Annotated in this window: 16 protein-coding genes; 11 read left to right on the top strand and 5 right to left on the bottom strand. The window is 66.1% G+C overall.

Going from position 1 to position 17119, the window contains the following annotated elements; genetic code table 11:
* The first annotated feature begins 60 nt into the window (after positions 1 to 60).
* Both RCH11_RS05915 and RCH11_RS05910 read left to right on the top strand, forming a co-directional pair.
* The gene (locus RCH11_RS05915) at positions 61 to 1365 is read left to right on the top strand and encodes a molybdopterin-dependent oxidoreductase (protein WP_327056067.1); all 1305 of its coding nucleotides are present in this window, start codon (positions 61 to 63) and stop codon (positions 1363 to 1365) included.
* The gene (locus tag RCH11_RS05910; RefSeq protein ID WP_327056066.1) at positions 1365 to 1829 is read left to right on the top strand and encodes a hypothetical protein; all 465 of its coding nucleotides are present in this window, start codon (positions 1365 to 1367) and stop codon (positions 1827 to 1829) included. The genes RCH11_RS05915 and RCH11_RS05910 overlap by 1 nt, the downstream gene beginning before the upstream one ends.
* Here the strand turns inward: RCH11_RS05910 and RCH11_RS05905 are convergent.
* The 3 genes from RCH11_RS05905 to RCH11_RS05895 are packed head-to-tail and all read right to left on the bottom strand — an operon-like array spanning position 1775 to position 3759.
* Complete coding sequence (locus tag RCH11_RS05905; protein ID WP_327056065.1) at positions 1775 to 2452, bottom strand: class I SAM-dependent methyltransferase; 678 nt, start codon at positions 2450 to 2452, stop codon at positions 1775 to 1777. The genes RCH11_RS05910 and RCH11_RS05905 overlap by 55 nt on opposite strands.
* Entirely contained in the window at positions 2449 to 3078 is a 630-nt protein-coding gene (locus RCH11_RS05900; protein ID WP_327056064.1) for a TIGR04282 family arsenosugar biosynthesis glycosyltransferase, read from the bottom strand. The genes RCH11_RS05905 and RCH11_RS05900 overlap by 4 nt, the downstream gene beginning before the upstream one ends.
* 3 nt (positions 3079 to 3081) lie before the next feature.
* Positions 3082 to 3759, bottom strand: a complete 678-nt coding sequence (locus RCH11_RS05895; protein WP_327056063.1) for a glycosyltransferase family 2 protein — start codon at positions 3757 to 3759, stop codon at positions 3082 to 3084.
* Positions 3760 to 3916: 157 nt separating this feature from the next.
* Between RCH11_RS05895 and RCH11_RS05890 the strand changes: the two genes are divergently transcribed.
* Genes RCH11_RS05890 through RCH11_RS05880 form a run of 3 tightly spaced genes read left to right on the top strand, consistent with a single transcriptional unit; the run spans position 3917 to position 7415 of the window.
* On the top strand, positions 3917 to 4648 hold the full coding sequence (locus RCH11_RS05890) for a response regulator transcription factor (RefSeq protein ID WP_327056200.1): 732 nt from the start codon (positions 3917 to 3919) through the stop codon (positions 4646 to 4648).
* On the top strand, positions 4645 to 5820 hold the full coding sequence (locus RCH11_RS05885) for a sensor histidine kinase (protein WP_327056062.1): 1176 nt from the start codon (positions 4645 to 4647) through the stop codon (positions 5818 to 5820). Before RCH11_RS05890 ends, RCH11_RS05885 begins: the two co-directional genes overlap by 4 nt.
* Positions 5817 to 7415 (top strand): molybdopterin-dependent oxidoreductase, encoded by a 1599-nt coding sequence (locus tag RCH11_RS05880; protein WP_327056061.1) that lies wholly within the window; start codon positions 5817 to 5819, stop codon positions 7413 to 7415. The genes RCH11_RS05885 and RCH11_RS05880 overlap by 4 nt, the downstream gene beginning before the upstream one ends.
* Before the next feature lie 8 nt (positions 7416 to 7423).
* Here RCH11_RS05880 and RCH11_RS05875 read toward each other — a convergent pair whose 3' ends face one another.
* Both RCH11_RS05875 and RCH11_RS05870 read right to left on the bottom strand, forming a co-directional pair.
* Positions 7424 to 8485 carry an NAD-dependent epimerase/dehydratase family protein gene (locus RCH11_RS05875; RefSeq protein ID WP_327056060.1) on the bottom strand — a complete coding sequence of 354 codons (1062 nt, stop codon included), beginning with the start codon at positions 8483 to 8485 and terminating at the stop codon, positions 7424 to 7426.
* Entirely contained in the window at positions 8482 to 9318 is an 837-nt protein-coding gene (locus RCH11_RS05870) for an MTAP family purine nucleoside phosphorylase (protein ID WP_327056059.1), read from the bottom strand. The genes RCH11_RS05875 and RCH11_RS05870 overlap by 4 nt, the downstream gene beginning before the upstream one ends.
* Positions 9319 to 9468: 150 nt before the next feature.
* On the opposite strand from RCH11_RS05870, the gene RCH11_RS05865 reads away from it, so the two are divergent.
* From RCH11_RS05865 to RCH11_RS05840, 6 genes are all read left to right on the top strand, one after another.
* Positions 9469 to 10389 (top strand): endonuclease domain-containing protein, encoded by a 921-nt coding sequence (locus RCH11_RS05865; protein ID WP_327056058.1) that lies wholly within the window; start codon positions 9469 to 9471, stop codon positions 10387 to 10389.
* Positions 10390 to 10550: 161 nt separating this feature from the next.
* On the top strand, positions 10551 to 12401 hold the full coding sequence (locus RCH11_RS05860) for an ABC-F family ATP-binding cassette domain-containing protein (protein ID WP_327056057.1): 1851 nt from the start codon (positions 10551 to 10553) through the stop codon (positions 12399 to 12401).
* Positions 12402 to 12538: 137 nt separating this feature from the next.
* Positions 12539 to 13543, top strand: coding sequence for a 3-oxoacyl-ACP synthase III family protein (locus tag RCH11_RS05855; protein WP_327056056.1), 1005 nt, complete (start codon positions 12539 to 12541; stop codon positions 13541 to 13543).
* Positions 13543 to 14304, top strand: a complete 762-nt coding sequence (locus RCH11_RS05850; RefSeq protein WP_327056055.1) for a glycosyltransferase family 2 protein — start codon at positions 13543 to 13545, stop codon at positions 14302 to 14304. Before RCH11_RS05855 ends, RCH11_RS05850 begins: the two co-directional genes overlap by 1 nt.
* 104 nt (positions 14305 to 14408) lie before the next feature.
* Positions 14409 to 15527: a cytochrome P450 gene (locus RCH11_RS05845; protein ID WP_327056054.1), complete on the top strand. Its 1119-nt coding sequence runs from the start codon at positions 14409 to 14411 to the stop codon at positions 15525 to 15527.
* Positions 15524 to 17119 (top strand): class I adenylate-forming enzyme family protein, encoded by a 1596-nt coding sequence (locus RCH11_RS05840; protein ID WP_327056053.1) that lies wholly within the window; start codon positions 15524 to 15526, stop codon positions 17117 to 17119. Before RCH11_RS05845 ends, RCH11_RS05840 begins: the two co-directional genes overlap by 4 nt.

The following is a 17119-nucleotide window of genomic DNA, read 5'->3' as shown; positions in this document are numbered from 1 at the left end:
TTCCAGAACCGTAAGGTTTGGTGGATGTGGCGGAACGCATCCGGATGCTGGAATAGAAGCATGCACCGCGTACTGCTCGACCTCCGACGGGTGCTCTCGACGCCCTCGAGGAACCCGCGCATGGCTGTCGTGCTCGGCCGACTGCTGGGGATCGCCTTCCTCGTCTGCTTTGGCACGGGCCTCTACAGTCACTTCCTGCAGAATCCTCTGCCGTGGATGGTCTTCCCCACCCGCCCGCAGTCGCTCTACCAGCTGAGCCAGGGCATCCATATCACCGCCGGAATTGCCTGCTTCCCCCTCATTCTCGGCAAGCTCTACGTCGTGTTCCCCGATCTCTTCCAAACGCCGCCGATCAAGAGCTTCGGGAACTTTCTCGAGCGAGCCTCCATCACGATCTTCATTTCGGCATCGCTGGTGCAGATCACGACGGGTTTGCTGAATACCTACCAGTGGTACGTGTTCCCGTTCTCCTTCCGGCAGGTGCACTTCGCCCTCTCCTTTGTGATCATCGGCTCGCTCGCCATCCACATCGCCACAAAACTCCCGCTGATCTCGCGCTACTGGACGCGCTCACGCAGCTTCGACGCCGAGGGCAACCTGCTGCTCGATGATGCCGACCAGCCACTCACGAAAGCGGATGTCGCTGCCGAGCTCGCCGAGACGACGCGGGAGCCTGTTGGCGCGATCTCCCGACGCGTCGATGGGCTCACCGGCCGGGTCTTCGACTGGATCGACAGCGCTCCTCCCCGCGTCGACGCCCCGACGCAGGCGCGGGTCTCTCGGCGTGGATTCGTTGCGACCATCGCGGTGGCCACCGCTGCGGTCGTCGCGCTCACGGCGGGCCAGTCCTTCCGGGTCCTCGACGCGATCAATGTCTTCGCTCCCCGCAAAAATTTCGTCGGCCCGAACGGACTGCCGGTTAATCGCACCGCTCGGGCAGCCCAGGTGACGGATGCCGATACCGGCGCCGACTGGGCACTGTCGGTGTCTCGCGGCGCGACCGTCAAAATTTACACCAGGGCCGACCTCGAGGCGATGACACAGCACCAGGTTGATTTGCCGATCGCCTGTGTCGAGGGCTGGAGCCAGATGGCATCCTGGCGCGGAGTGCGCCTTCGCGACCTGTTGGATGCGGTCGGCGCACATCCCGATGAGGACCTGCGGCTCACCAGCCTGGAGAAAAAGGGCGGCTTTCGGGTGACCGAGATGGGCCACGAATTCGTGCAGGACGACCTGACCCTTGTCGCACTCGAGCTCAACGGTGGCTCGCTCGACCTCGACCACGGCTTCCCGGCCCGCATGATCGCTCCCGGGCGTCCCGGGGTGCTCCAAACCAAATGGCTGTCGAAACTCGAGGTGATCTGATGTCCGCGACCTCTGTGAAGAACTGGCGGGTGACTCTCGTTGTGCTGGGGCTTCTGTTGCTCGCACTCGGGGCTTACGTGATGGTCGACACCGTCACGCCGGTCAAGATCGCCGGGGTCGCGCTGTGGCTGCTTCTCGCCCTCATCGTGCACGACGGTATCATCGCTCTGGTGACCTTCGGCGTCGCCTTCCTCCTGCGAAAAGCAGGACGCACCATCCCGATCGCGGTGCTTGCAATTGTGCAAGCTGGCCTCGTGCTGTGCTCGATCTTCGCGATCATCGTGCTTCCCGCGGCGTACAAGAAATCCATCGGCGCAAATAACTCGACAGTGCTACCACTCGACTATGCCCCGTCACTGGTGATCTTCTGGGCCGTCGTGGTGGTACTCACCGGCCTCGCCGTCGTCGGCTACACCGCGTTGGCAAGACGGCAGAAGGACCGGCCGTCGGTATCCCAAGACTGATCGAGTCGAAGCCCGATCCGCTCGGCGCGACGCGCGAGAGCGATCTCCCCGATCTCCGCCCAGGGAAACGCATCACTCTGGTGACCACGAATGTCGACGATGGTCCCGTCATACATGTGGTCGCGCAGCGGATCGTCATGAACTTCGACGACGATAACGCCAGTGGGGGCGATGAGCTCGGCGCAGCGCTCGAGCAGAGAGGACGGGTCCCCTCCGATGCCGATGTTGCCGTCGACAAGCAGGGCAGCACCCCACAGTCCCTCGCGGGGAAGGCGCTCGAAGACCGAGCGGTTGAGTACCATCAGCCCAGACTCGCGAGCAATTTCCACCGCGGTCTCAGACACGTCGATTCCGAGCGCGGTCAGTCCCCGGTGCATAGCGGCACGCACCATACGTCCCGGCCCGCAGCCGATGTCGAGCACGGCACCGTTGATGCCGTCGAGGAGGCCGAGGTCCGCCGCATCCGCCGCGTCATTCCAGCGCGAAACATCCATGGCCCGCGACGGGGTGAGCGAGTCGGATTCGATGTCTCGCAGGTACAGCACCTGGTCGTCGCGACGCAGGGCGCGGGCGTAGGGTTCAGCGCCTCCGGACCCGAAGGTGGCGAAGACCGCATCGCTCATCGGTTCGCTCCTGGCTGGAACGAGGCGAGCGTCTGGGCGAATTCGGTTTGCGGGGCTAAGCCGGCCACCAGCCGGGCGTCATCGATCGTGTCGACGTCGACCAATTCGGGCAGCATTCTTACCCGAAGACCCGCCGCGACGAGCCGGTCACGCTGGAGCTGCCCGGTGGTGTCCTGCGACATCGGAACGCCACGGATCAGCGAGCCGTCAGGCTCCGCCATCGCGATCGTCCAATAGCCGCCATCGACCGCGAAGCCGAGGAAGGCATCGACGTCGGCGGGCCACTCTCCGAAAAGCGGCGCGAGCATCGCGGCATCCAACTGGGGCGTATCCATGCCGATGAGTACCGTCGGGCCATCACATTCGTCGAATATCGCTCCGAGGCGCATATCCAGATCCCCGCTCACTTGATGTATCACGTCATAGGGTTCGGAGCCGAGCGGAAATAGGTTGCCATCGAAGAGCAGAATCCGTCGGGACGCGTCAAGCGCGCTCACCGCTCGGAAGGTGTCAGCCAGGCTCGCGGAGGCCAGGATGGCCGCCTGTTCGAAGCTCAGTGGTGGGTGCAATCTCGTTTTCACCCGCCCCGGAATGCACTCCTTGGCGATGATGATGAGCGTGGTCACTGGTTATTCGTCCTCAGCATTATTCGACCTCAGCAGTCGCGACATGTCGGTGATGGCCACGACCGTGCCGCGGATGGTACCTGTCACCTTAGAGCGACCTATGCGCGGGGAATAGGGGGTTGCTTTCTCGACAATCGTCCAGCCGGCGCGGGATGCCTTCAGCACCATCTCGAGTGGATAGCCACTTCGGCGGTCGGTGAGTTCGAGGCCAAGCAGGGCCTCGCGGTTCGCCGCTCGCATCGGCCCAAGGTCGTGCAAGGGTGCTCCGGTGGCCCGGCGCATGAGCCGGGCGAGAGCGAAGTTTGCCACGCGGGCGTGGAGCGGCCACGCTCCGCGAGTGGTCGGCTGTCGCCGCCCGAGGGCGAGGTCGGCGGCGCCACTACTGACGAGCGCGACGAGTGGTTCGAGATCCCGCGGGTCCATCGACGCGTCGGCATCGCAGAAGGTGACGATCGGTGCCGTCGCGGCGAGCAGTCCGGCATGGGCCGCCGATCCGAATCCCCGGCGCGCTTCGTGCACGACCAGGGCGCCGGCAGCTTCGGCAATCAGGGCCGACCGGTCGGTGGACCCGTTGTCGACGACGATCGCCCGATACCCTTCCGGCAGGTGGGAGAGCACCCAGGGCAGGGCGCCCTCTTCGTTCAGGCAGGGAAAAACAACGTCGACGCGCGCAGAGGTCACACTCGTTAGCGTAAGAGGCGTGCGCCACCGGATTTGCTGCTCAGCATTACGAAATACTGACCGATGGCCGTTGTCGCTGCATCCACGCCGATTTCCCGGGTTGCCGACCTATCCTGAGCGGGTGAGTACGTCATCCGCATCAGGGCTCTCGGCTACCGTGGCAACCGACTTGCTTGCGCTCTCCGACCCGCTGCGCGGTCGCCGCATCCTGGTGGTGGATGATGACGCCACGGTCTCCGAGGTGGTGTGCAGCTACCTTCGCTCCGCCGGCTTCATCGTCGAGAGCGTTGCCGATGGGGTGAGCGCCGTCGAGACTGCCGCACGAATCCGCCCCGACCTCGTGGTACTCGACCGCATGCTTCCCGGAATCGACGGGGTCGAGGTGTGCCGCCGCATCCGCGCCGACCGGCCAGTTCCGGTGATCATGCTCACTGCGCTGCGCGAGGAGGAGGATCGAATCGACGGCCTCGAAGCGGGAGCTGACGACTACCTTGCCAAGCCATTTTCGCCGCGCGAGCTCGTGCTGCGGGTGAAATCCATCCTGCGCCGGAGCCTTCCCGAATTCTCGCCAGAGTCGACCATAGACGCCGGAGAGTTCCATCTCGACGTGTCGTCGCGACGGGTCACCCTGCGCGGGAACCCGATCGCCCTCACTATTCGCGAATTCGACCTGATCGCCTTCCTGTTGAAGCATCCTCGACAGGTATTCAGCCGCGAAGAACTGCTGCGAGCCGTGTGGGGCTGGGAATTCGGTGACCTCTCGACGGTCACCGTGCACGTGCGTCGCCTCAGGGAGAAGATTGAACGGGATGCCGCGCATCCCACCGTACTGAATACCGTGTGGGGCGTTGGCTATCGCTTCGACGTCGAATCGGCGGTCACATCATGACCATGACCGACCTGCTCATGGTCTCCCTTCTGGCTCTTGGTTGTGCCGTGGTCGTCGGTGCGGTGTCGCTGGTGGTGCTGCGATTCATGACCCGTACCTCGCTCGTGCTCCAGCTGTGCGTTGTCGTACTCGCCGCGGTGCTGTCGATCGCCGGGGGCATGTGGCTCGCCGCCTCGGTGATGCTCGTGACGCCGCACGACCTCACCGTGCTGCTCTCTGTGGCCGCGATCGCGGGGATCGTCTCCCTCTCGCTCGCAGCGCTGCTCGGTCGCTCCCTGGTGCGCAACAGTCGCCAGTTGATCGCCGCGACCCGGCGCATCGGCACCGAAGAGGCGATGACCGAACAGGTGCGTCACTCGAGCAACGAATTCGCGGCGCTCGCCCTCGAACTGACCGCGACCAACCGTCGCCTCGCCGAATCACGCGGTCGCGAGGCGCTCGCGGAGAATTCGCGCAGGGAACTCGTGGCGTGGATCTCGCACGATCTCCGCACTCCGCTCGCCGGCATCCGCGCCATGGCCGAAGCGCTCGAAGACGGCATGGTGGACGAGCCGGAGCGCTATTTCCGGGATGTGCGCAGCCAGGTTGACCGCATGAGCGGTATGGTCGACGACCTCAACGAGTTGTCTCGTATCCACTCGGGGTCCCTGCGCCTGTCCGTGCAGAAGGTGTCGCTCTACGACCTGATCAGCGATGTGGTGGCCGAGCTTGGGCCGTTCGCCGAATCCCGCTCGATCTCGCTGGTCGGCGATGGGGCGCGGGAGCTGACGATCCTCGCAGACCCGAGGGAGCTCTCCCGCGTCGTCGGCAACCTTGTGATGAATTCGATCCAGCATTCGCCGGCGGGCAGCCCGATCACGGTGAGCGCGCGTCAGAGCGATGACGGCCTGGCGGTGATCTCGGTGATCGACGCGGCGGGCGGCATCCCGGAAAAAGATCTCGGCCGGGTCTTTGAAGCCGGATGGCGCTCCAGCAACTCGCGCACTCCCGAGACGGCGACGGCCCGGTCCGGCGGTGCGGGGCTCGGACTCGCGATCGTGCAGGGCATCGTTCACGCCCATCGCGGCCGCGTCGTCGTGCAGAATGTGCCGGGTGGATGTCGATTCGACGTGTTCCTTCCGCCCAGCCTCGCAGACGGCTCGTCCTCGACTGTCGCGCCCGTGCCCGCATGAGCATCGACACTCGGCCGGTCACCGGTCTCAAAACCCGCGCGATCAGTGGGTGGGCGGCGTTCACCGGCGTGGTGTCTGCGGCGGTCGTGCTCGGGGTCGCCGAGGTACTCTCGCTCTTCGTCGGAGCGGCCGGGAGCCCGCTCTTCGCGGTCGGATCCCTCGTGATCGACCTCGCTCCGGCCGGTGTCAAGGAGTTCGTGATCGCGATCTTCGGCACCGGGGACAAGGCTGCCCTGCTTACCCTGATGGGCGTCCTTATTGTCGTCATTTCGGCGGCGGCCGGCGTGCTCGAATCGCGTCGCCCGCCGTTCGGCGTGATCGTGCTCGGCATCGGTGGACTCGTTGCGCTTATTGCGGTTGTCACGCGAGCCGGGTCGACCGGATTCGACGGGATCGCCACCGTCCTGGGCGCCGTAGCCGGTGTGGTGGTGCTTCGCCTCTCGATCGAACGGCTCGGTCGCTGGCAGCGTGCCGCCGAGGGCCGCGCTACCGGCACCCGGTCCGGTCCGGTTGCCGGGCCGTCACTCGAGCGGCGCGGCTTCCTCACCCTCGCGATCGTCGCCGGTGCAGCATCCATCGTCGCGGGCACCGGCGCACGGTTGATCAACGCGACGTCGGACAAGATTGCCGCGATCCGCACCAAGCTCACCCTGCCGAAGGCCGCTGTAGCCGCGGATCCGGTGCCGACCGGAGCCACGATCGACGTGCCCGGAATCTCGCCGTTCGTCACCCCGAACACCCAGTTCTATCGCATCGATACGGCGCTGCAGGTGCCGTCGATCGATCCGGACAAATGGGTGCTGAAGATCACCGGGATGGTGGAGAACGAGGTGTCACTCACCTTCGCCGCGCTTATGGCGAAGCCACTTGAGGAGCACCTCGCGACCCTCACCTGCGTGTCGAATGAGGTGGGCGGCGACCTCATCGGCACTGCCCTCTGGCTGGGCTACCCGATTCGCGACCTGCTTGCGAAGGCGATGCCGAAGGCAGGGGCCGACATGGTGCTCTCCACGAGCATCGACGGATTCACTGCGGGCACGCCGCTGTCGGTACTGCAGGATGCCGGCACGAACGCCCTGCTCGCGGTGGGGATGAATGGCGAAGCCTTGCCGCTCGAACATGGCTTCCCGGTGCGGATGGTCGTGCCCGGCCTCTACGGCTACGTCTCGGCAACCAAATGGGTGGTCGAGCTCAAAGTGACGAAGTTCTCCGAAGACCAGGGCTACTGGACCCCGCGGGGCTGGGACGCGAAGGGCCCGATCAAGCTCGCCTCCCGCATCGACACTCCGCTTTCCGGGGCATCGGTCGCCGCCGGTACCGTCGCGATCGCGGGGGTGGCCTGGGAACAGCACGTCGGCGTGAAGTCGGTGGAGGTGCGGGTGGACAACGGCCCCTGGGCCACAGCGACCCTCGCCGACTCGATCTCCGCCGACACCTGGCGCCAGTGGGTCTACCGCTGGCCGGCGACCACCGGCTCGCACAAGATTGAGGTGCGGGCGACGGATGCCTCGGGCCGAACCCAGCGCCAGGCCAACCAGCCGCCGGCGCCCAACGGCTCGGAGGGCTGGCACTCGATCACGGTGAGCGTGAGCTGAGGCTGGGCTTAGGCCACGGCCACGGCCGCTCTCAGCGGCGCACTCGCGAACTCGGCCATCCCCTCGTCGAAACTCATCGTCGGGCTCCAGCCGAGTTCGGACTTCAGGCGTTCGGATGACGCGGTGATGTGCCGCACGTCGCCGAGACGGTATTCGCCCGTCGTCACCGGCTCGGGACCGCCGGAATGGCGGCTGAGAGCGGAGGCGAGATCCCCGATGGTGTGCACGATTCCGCTGCCGACATTGAAGGCCCGAAACTGGTGGCCCGCCCCGACGATCGCCTCGATCGCGGCAAGGTTCGCGGCGGCCACATCCCGCACGTGCACGAAGTCGCGACGCTGTGCGCCGTCTTCGAAGACGCGGGGTGCCTCACCACGCTCGAGGGCTGACCGAAACAGCGAGGCGACGCCAGCGTAGGGCGTGTTTTGCGGCATACCCGGTCCATAGACGTTGTGGTATCGAAGCGCGATCGCCCGGCCGCCGGTCGAGCGAGCCCAGGCGGCGGCGAGGTGCTCCTGCGCGAGTTTGGACGCGGCATAGACATTGCGCGGGTCGAGGGGGGCATCCTCGGAAATGAGCTCGGGCAGAAGCGGGCTGCCGTGCTCGTCCAGCGGGTCGAAGTGGCCGGCATCGAGATCTTCGACGCGTCGAGCGGCTGGCCGGGTCGAATGCCCCGAGCTGTCGCGGTAATTGCCCTCGCCGTAGACGACCATGGAGGAGGCAAGGACGAGTCGCTCCACCCCGGAGTCCGCCATTGCGGCGAGCAGCACCGCCGTGCCGAGATCGTTGCTTCCGACGTAGTCGGGGGCATCCTCGATCGACACGCCGAGTCCGACCTTGGCAGCCTGGTGGCAGACGACATCGACGCCGAAGAGAGCGACGGCCAGGGCATCCGCGTTCCGCACGTCCGCCCTCACGAACTCGACGCGCGGATCGGGTCGGTAGTCGTCGCCGTGTACATCCGGCCGAAGGGAGTCGAGCACGCGAACGCGCCAGCCCCTCTCCAGGCCCGCTTCGACGATTGCGGAACCGATGAATCCGGCACCGCCGGTGATCAATACCGTGGTCATAGCGTCTCCCTGGCCAGAACGGCGTCGACCGCCGCCGGGTCGATGCTCTGCCGAGGACTGTACTCCTCGGGAAGCGCGCGGATGATGGACTCGATCGCCGCGACGATGCGCGGCTGGGCCTCGGCGAGGCGCTGCAGCACGAGACGATGGCTCACGGCATCCGGGTCAACCGTGCCGGGGACGGGTGCGAGACCGGCATCACTGTCGGTGACAAAAGACAGGTTCACCGTGTCGATGTTGAGTTCGGCAGCGAGCGGCACCTCGGGATACATCGTCATGTTGACGGTGTGCGCACCCGCGGCGGCGAACCATAGTGACTCGGCACGGGTGGAGAATCGCGGTCCCTGGATCACGACGACGGTGCCGGAGGTCTTGATGTTCTCGCCGGCCAGCGCCCGTGCCGCGATGTCGTGCAGTTCGGGTGCGAAGGGATCGGCGGCGGCGAGGTGCTGCACCGAACCCTGATCGAAGAAGGTGTCGGGGCGACCGCTGGTGCGATCGATGAACTGGTCGGTGAGCACGAGGGTGCCCGGTGGATAGTCCGCGGTCACGCCGCCCACCGCGGAAGAGGAGAGGATGACGCGCACGCCGAGACTGGCGAGAGCCCAGATGTTCGCGCGGTAGTTAATGAGGTGCGGGGCGACCGAATGGTGGATGCCGTGTCGAGTGAGGAAGGCAGCACGACGACCGCCGAGCTCGCCAAGAGTCACCTCGGTCGGTCCGTACGGTGTTTCGATGCGGAGCGTCTCGCTGTGCGTCGGGTCGAACAGAGAGTAGAGCCCGGAGCCCCCGATGACGGCGACGGTGACGGCTCTGCTCGGTGCGGGACTCATCCCCCCATTCTTCCAGCGTTCCCGCATCACATTTCCAATCGACTTGGTAGTTGTTGCGACTTTTGAGGACAAAAAGTCGCAACAACTACCAAGTCGATTGGGTGTGGACTATTCGAACGGGCGTTTCCGATCGTGCGGCACTATTCACGCATGACCCCACCGAGACCACTTCCTGATCCATTCGCGTCGGCACCATTCGCGACTACCGACGCGCGGGCCGCGGGGATTTCGGCGTCGCGGCTGCGAGCATCCGACCTCGGTGCGCCGATCCGCGGCGTGCGGGTGCCCCAACCGGCCGAAGTCTCCCTTTACGCCCGGCTGTCGTCGTATCGGGTGCATATGGTGCGGGGCGAATACTTCAGCCATGTCACCGCCGCTCGGCTGTACGAGATACCGCTTCCCCGGATGCAGGAAAATGCATCGGAACTCCATGTGAGTGTTCACGCGCCCGACTTTCCCCCGCGGGTTCGAGCGGTCATCGGTCATCGACTCTTCGTGCCGATTGCACCTCGGATCCGACGGGGGTTCCCCGTCGTCTCGCCCGCCCGCACCTGGACCCAGCTCGCTGCGATTCTCGGTCATGACGACCTCGTTGCGGCTGGCGACCACCTGGTGCGGCGCAAGAAACCGTTCTGCACGATGGCTGAGCTTGCCTCTGCTGTCGCCTCGATGGGTCCAGCGCGTGGGGCGCGGGCTGCGCGCCGTGCCATTGTCGACATCCGCCCGGGAACCGATTCGCCGATGGAGACGCGATTGCGGCTGCTGCTGATTGCGGCCGGACTGCCAGAGCCGGTCATCGGGAACACCATCAGAAATAGAGACGGGGACTTCGTCGCGACGCCGGATCTTTGTTATCTCACAGAGCGAATCGCGATCGAATACGAGGGCTCCATCCATCAGACGGACGCCCACGTCTTCGCCGAAGACATCGAGCGACGCGAGCTTCTCGAAGATGCCGGTTGGCTGGTCATTCGGGTGATCAAGGGGCATATCTTCGACCATCCGCATTGGCTCGCCGAGAGAGTGCGTCGCGCGCTCCGCGAGCGCGCTCACCTCGCGCCACCGCGCTGACAGCCCTGACCCGCCCAGTTCCGCAATCGACTTGGTAGTTGTTGCGGGATGCGGCGCGGCAAAGTCGCAACAACTACCAAGTCGATCAAGCGAGTGGCATGCGGATTGCGCCGAGAGCGAGACCGAACGGCAGGGCTCTCCGCAGCAGCTACAGTCGTTCAGTGGCACATCTCCTGGGCGCCGAGTCCCTTCACCTCGAATATCCCACCCGTGTCATCTTCGACCGGGTCACGATCGGCCTCGATGAGGGCAACCGCATCGGCGTCGTCGGGCGCAACGGCGACGGCAAATCGACCCTGCTTCGCCTGCTGAGCGGGCGCATCGAACCCGACGCCGGCCGCGTGACCCGCCGCAACGGCGTCACGCTGGGGATGCTCGACCAGGCCGACCTGCTTCCGGAAGACCTCGTCGTCAAGGACGCCATCGTCGGCGACAAGGACGAGTACGAATGGGCGGGGGACGCCCGCATCCGCGATGTCATCGACGGACTGCTACTCGATGTGCCGTGGGAGGCCACCATCGGCGAACTCTCCGGAGGCCAGCGCCGCCGCGTCGCTCTCGCCAAACTCCTCGTGGGGGACTGGGACGTCATCTTCCTCGACGAGCCAACCAACCACCTCGACGTCGAGGGCATCGCCTGGCTCGCCGGGCACCTCAACAAGCGCTGGTCGCCGAACCAGGGCGGACTCGTCGTCGTCACTCACGATCGGTGGTTCCTCGACGAGGTGTCCACCGACACCTGGGAGGTGCACGACCAGCTGATCGAGCCGTTCGAGGGTGGCTATGCCGCATACATCCTGCAGCGGGTCGAGCGTGATGAGATGGCCGCGACCATGGAGTCGAAGCGCCAGAACCTCGCCCGCAAAGAGCTCGCCTGGCTGCGCCGCGGCGCCCCGGCCCGCAGTACCAAACCCAAGTTCCGGATGGATGCCGCCTACGACCTGATCGCGAACGAGCCGCCTCCCCGCGACACCGTTGCCCTAAGCCAGCTCGCCACCGCTCGCCTCGGCAAGGACGTCGTCGACCTGCTCGATGTCGGAGTGACCTACGGCGGCACCACGAACGCGGATGGCCACACGACCGGTGGCGTCGAGATTCTGAAAGACATCGAATGGCGGGTTGCGCCGGGCGAACGCACCGGCATCCTCGGCGTGAACGGTGCCGGAAAGTCCACGTTGCTCAGCCTCATCGCCGGCACCCTGCTTCCGACCAGTGGCCGGGTAAAGCGCGGCAAGACAATCCGGGTCGCGATCCTCAGCCAGCAGCTCGGCGAGCTCGCGGACATCCTCGAAGACCGGGTGATGGATGTTATCGCCCGCCAAAAGAGCTCTTACGTCACCGGCGGCAAGGAGCTCACTCCCGGCCAGCTGCTCGAGCGCATGGGATTCATGTCTGCGCAGCTGAGCACCAAGGTAAAGGACCTCTCCGGCGGCCAGCGTCGCCGTCTCCAACTGCTGCTCATCCTGCTCGGGGAGCCCAACGTGCTCATCCTGGACGAGCCAACGAACGATCTTGACACCGACATCCTCGCCGCCATCGAAGACCTGCTCGACTCGTGGCCCGGCACCCTTCTTGTGGTGAGTCATGACCGGTACCTGATCGAGCGCGTCACCGACAACCAGTACGCGATCCTCGACAAGCGGATGCGGCACCTCCCGGGCGGCGTCGATCAGTACCTGCAGTTGCGGTCGCAGCAGACCACCAAGGGCCAGACCGTCACGGAGTCGCACCGGGTCTCGACCAGCGCGGCGCCCGCTGGCGTCAACTCGAAGGGACGAACCAAGCTTGCCGGCGCCGAACTGCGCAATGCGCAAAAGGAACTCGGATCGGTGAGTCGCAAGCTCGAGAAGGTCACCACCCAGATCTCCGTGGTGCACGATCGCTTCGCGAGCCATGACCAGGGCGATTTCACCGGGCTCGCCGCGCTGCAGGGCGAACTCAAGCCCCTCGAGGATTCGATGGCCGAACTCGAGCTTCGCTGGCTCGAGCTCAGCGAGGTTCTCGAGGCGTAGGTTCTCGAGGCGAGGTTCTCGAGGCGTAGCAGATCGAGGTCTAGGTTTTCGAAGCGGAGGCGCTCGAGGCGGAGACGCTCGCGGCGAAACACGCCGAGGCGCACAGCCGCACCGGGCGCCGCAGCTAGTGTCGTACCGTGCACACCTCCCGATCACGTGTTTCCGGACTCGGTGTCTACCTCCCGGAAACGACACGATCGACCTTCCAGACGGAAGCGGATCTGCGGCGCCACAATCCACAGCTGAAGCTGGCAACGGGCATGATCGGACGCCTCACCGGCGTCAAGAAAGTGCATCTGCGGCCTCACGGTTGGCAGACCTCCGATCTCGCAGCGGCCGCAGCGCGCGCGGCTCTCGCTGACTCGCCCGGACCGATCGATCTCCTCATCTTCGCGAGCGCAAGCCAGGACCTGATCGAGCCGGCGACCAGTCACATCGTCGCGTCGAAACTGGGCCTCGACTGCCCGGTCATGGACATCAAGAACGCCTGTAACAGTGTGCTGAACGCGATGCAGGTGGCGGATGCCCTCATCGTCAGCGGACAGTATCAGCGGGTGCTCATCGCGAGCGGGGAGCAGCCCTCGCATGCGGTTCGCTGGCGGCTCGAGAGCAAGGAGCAGTTCCTCCGGTCGTTCCCCGGCTACACGATGAGCGACGGGGGAGCGGCCGTCATCCTCGAGCGCAGCGGCGATACCTCCGGCATCCTCGGCTCCACCTTCGTGGCGGTTTCCAGCCACTGGGGGATCGGCACGCTCGGCACCGGCGGATCGATGGACCCGCACGCCGAGCACGGTAGTCACTTCGACATGGACGGTCCCGCGCTGCAGCAGGCTTTCCTCGACCTCGGACCGGATGCCGTGCTCGCCACCCTGCAGAAGCTCGACCTCGACTGGAGTGACTTCGATCTCGTGGCCATCCACCAGGTGGCGCTGCCGTATCTTCCGCCGATTTTTGATCGTCTCGGAGTGGCCGACGACAAGACGATCATCACGATCGAGGATCACGGCAATCTCGCCTCGGTCACCCTGCCCCTGCAGCTGCTGCTTGCACGGGATGCCGGGCGCATCCGCGAGGGAAGTCTCGTGGCCCTGATCGGGCTGGCCGGTGGCATCAGCCTCGGCGTGATGGTGCTTCGACTGTGATGGCGTCGATCTCGACCAGGCTTGCCATCGTGGTGCCGGTCTACAACGAGTCGGGATGGATCCGGCCGACGCTCGCCGCGCTCGCAGCCCAGCACGACCAGGACTTCGATGTCGTATTCGTCGACAACGGCTCCACCGACGATTCGGTGGCCATCATCGAGCGGTGTGTGGCGGATCACCCGCGCTGGCGCGTCATCCACGAGCCGCAAAAGGGCACCGGAGCTGCCGCGGACACCGGGATGCGCGCCGCCATACTGGCAGGGGCCGGTATCCTCGCTCGCACCGACTCCGACTGCCTCCCTCGCCCCGACTGGACGGCGAGCATGCGCCGGGCACTCACAGTCGATGGGCTGGAACTGGTGGGTGGCGAGCTTGTGCCGCGCACCGACGAGGGCCTTTCCTGGTTCACCCGCATGAGCCTGCGCGGCGCCGTGCATCTCGCGGAGGCATTCGGGCGGGTGCGACGGGAGAACAAATCACCCGAATACCTCGGCCCCTACATGATGGCCGCTGGCTGCAACGTTGGCATCACGGCGGAGCTGTACCTGGCAAGCGGCGGATTCCCCCGCAGTCGCATCGAGGACCTGCACGAGGATCGCGCGCTCGTCAACGCGGTGCGCCGGATCACGCCACGTTACGCCCGCCGCTCGGACATCGTGGTCTTCGGATCGAGTCGCCGGGTGAGCGCCTGGGGGCTGAAGAACACCCTGCTCTGGTACAAAGACCACCAGTATCGGCCCGAGCATGTGGACATCCGATGAGGCTGCCACCGGTCTCATCGGCACCGGGAACATCGGCACCGGGAACATCAGCACCGGGCAGCCCGGCTCCGCACAGGCTTGCCGCCAGGTGGGAGGAGCGGGTGATGCGCGCGGCGCATCCGATCGCCTATCCCGTGCTGCGTGCGGCGCGCGGGCCGGTGCTCCGGGTGCCCGGTCTCGGCATCCTGGTGCGGGATGCCGCGCTGCTGCGCTCCACTCTCTTGAACACCACGAGCTTCACCAAGACCGGTCCGGGTTCGCCGGCCGACCTCTGGACCGACGTGCTCGGACCGAGCGTCCTGCTCAACATGGAGGGTGCGGACCACCAGGCCCTTCGGCGTAAACTCGCTCCGATCTTCGCTCCGTCCTTCGTCGAGCCGATGGTTACCGAGAGTCTCGGTGAGCCGGTCGCGCAGCTCAGAGAGCGGCTGTCGAAGGGGGAGCAGGTTGACCTGGTCGAGGAGGTGAGGCGTTATTCGAGCATCGCGATCAGCCGGTTGGTCGGTCTCGATTGCGCCGAGCTGACCACAGTCTTGTTCCGCAAGGTCTCGTCGATCACGTCGATGGTGCGCCTCACCCGGACGAAACTCACACCGATGCAGGTCGCGCGCGCCCGGGTGGTGATGGCCGAGCTCACTTCGCATGCTCAGCGCGCCTACCGGGCTGGAGATGATCGCACGGTTCCGGGGCGGATGCGTGCGCTCGGCCTCACCGAATCCGAGGCGATGGGGGCGGTGGGCGCCTTCGTGCTCACCGGTACCGAGACCCTCGTCTCGTATATTCCCCGATTGGTATGCCTGCTCATCGACAGCGGGTGGTTACCTCTCATTGCGGCGGATCGTAGTCTCGTCGAGCCAGCGATTGCCGAGGCGCTCCGCGTGACGACGCCGTCCCCGGTGATGCTCCGATCGGTAGTGGCGGCGGATGCCATCGGCCCGGTTGCCGTGCGCCCGGGGGACCGCGTGATTCTCGCCACCTTCGCGGCCAATCGTGCGTTGGGCCCCTTCGATCCGGAGGCCAACACCGCAGCGACTGTGCGCCAGCTGTGGTTCGGTGCCGGGTCGCACTTCTGCCTGGGGGCACCGCTCGCTATGGCGCAGATCCGGTTGGTCTGTAATGCCATGCTCGTGGCGGCTCCTCAGGGGGATCTTCGCGTCATTTCACGGCGGCCCGCCCGCGGTGTGCTGATTCCGAGCTATGCGACGGTGGTGATCGGTAGGTGAGCGTCGACCTGCTCGACCTGTTGCTTGACTCGTGCCGTGAGCATCCGGATGCCCCGGCTCTCAGCCAGGGCCGTCGCACTCTGGCCTACCGCGATCTCGACTCACGCATCGCCTCGGTCGCTGTCTCACTCGAGGCGGCAGGATTCCGCGCTGGGGATCGCGTGCTGTTCTCGGTGCGCCCCGGCGTCGATGGCATCTGTCTCGCCCTCGGCATCATTTCGGCGGGAGGCACCGTCGTCTTCGCCGACCCCGGGGCCGGGGAGTCGATGTTCCGGGCACGGGCCGCGCTCGCCGCACCACGCTGGGTTGCCGCAGAATCCCTGCTCTACTTCGCGTCGTCCCGGCCGCTGAGGTCGTTCGCGCGTCGGCGCGGACTCGAGCTTCCGCCGTATTCGGTCGTGGTTCCGGACGCCAGGCACATCGTGGCCGGACCCTGGCTGCCGGGTGTGCCGAGCGGGGCGCTGCGGCTGCGCAGGCTGCTGTCCGGTCGGCGAGCCGCTGGGCGTCTCACCTCTGCTGGTCGAGCCAGATCCGAAGCGCTCATCATCTTCACCAGCGGCACGACCGCCAAGCCGAAAGCCGTCGTGCACTCCCGCAGCTCGCTCGGCACCGGGCTCGCCGGGTTCGCCGCGCACGTGCGGTTCGCGCCGGGCGACCGGTTGCTCACCGACCAGTTGATGATCGGAATCCCTGCCCTCATCGCGGGGGCGCACTGGCGACTGCCAGCGGTCGGCACGGATGCGGGCGCGAAGCCGGCGCACTACCTTGACGTGCTGCCCGGCACCGACGCGCTCTTCATGGTGCCGGCCGCGCTCGACTCCCTGCTCGCGCTGCTCGACGAGCACCCGGAGAAGACGCCGCAGCTCGCAACCCTGCTGATCGGCGGCGCCCCCGTGCTGCGCCCGCTGCTCGAACGGGTCAAGCGGCGTTGGCCGGCGGTGCGGGTCTGCGCGATCTATGGCATGACCGAGATTCTGTCGGTGGCCATCGCCGACGGTGATGACAAGCTCGCCTTCGTGGGGGCAGGGGACTACGTGGGAACAGTGCTCCCCGCCATCCGGGCCCGCATCGAGACGAATGCGGCGGGCGACGGCGAGCTCGTTCTCGCCGGGGATGGGCTCGCGGTCGGGTACCTCGCCGACCTTCCGGGGCATCCGCTCGTCTGCCTCAATACGGGGGATCTCGCTGAGCTCAACGGCGACTCCCTTGTGCTGCACGGACGCAGCAAGGACATGTTCATCCGCGGGTCGACCAACGTATACCCGGGTCTCTATGAACCGGTGATCGCTGGCATCACCGGGGTCGCAGACGTGGCGATGGTCGGTGTGCCGAATGAAATCGGTGACGATCGCATCGTGCTGGTGATTGTGCCAGGCGCGCGGGGTGGTGGGGCGGATGTTGCGCGCGGCTTCGGTGCGCAGCATCCGGTGATCGAGACGGTGAGCGCCGCCCTTCCGGGGCTCGTGGATGCCGCGGTGCTGCCCGACCTCCTACTGGTCGCGGACGCACTGCCGCGGGCCGGGCGCAGCAGCAAGCTGGATCGCAGAGCGCTCTCCGAGGCGGTCTCGCGATATCTCAAGTCAGGGCACTGA

The sequence above is a fragment of the Glaciihabitans sp. GrIS 2.15 genome, from assembly GCF_035984695.1.
In the GTDB taxonomy this organism is placed as follows: domain Bacteria; phylum Actinomycetota; class Actinomycetes; order Actinomycetales; family Microbacteriaceae; genus Lacisediminihabitans.
This window is presented reverse-complemented; position numbering and strand designations above follow the sequence as displayed.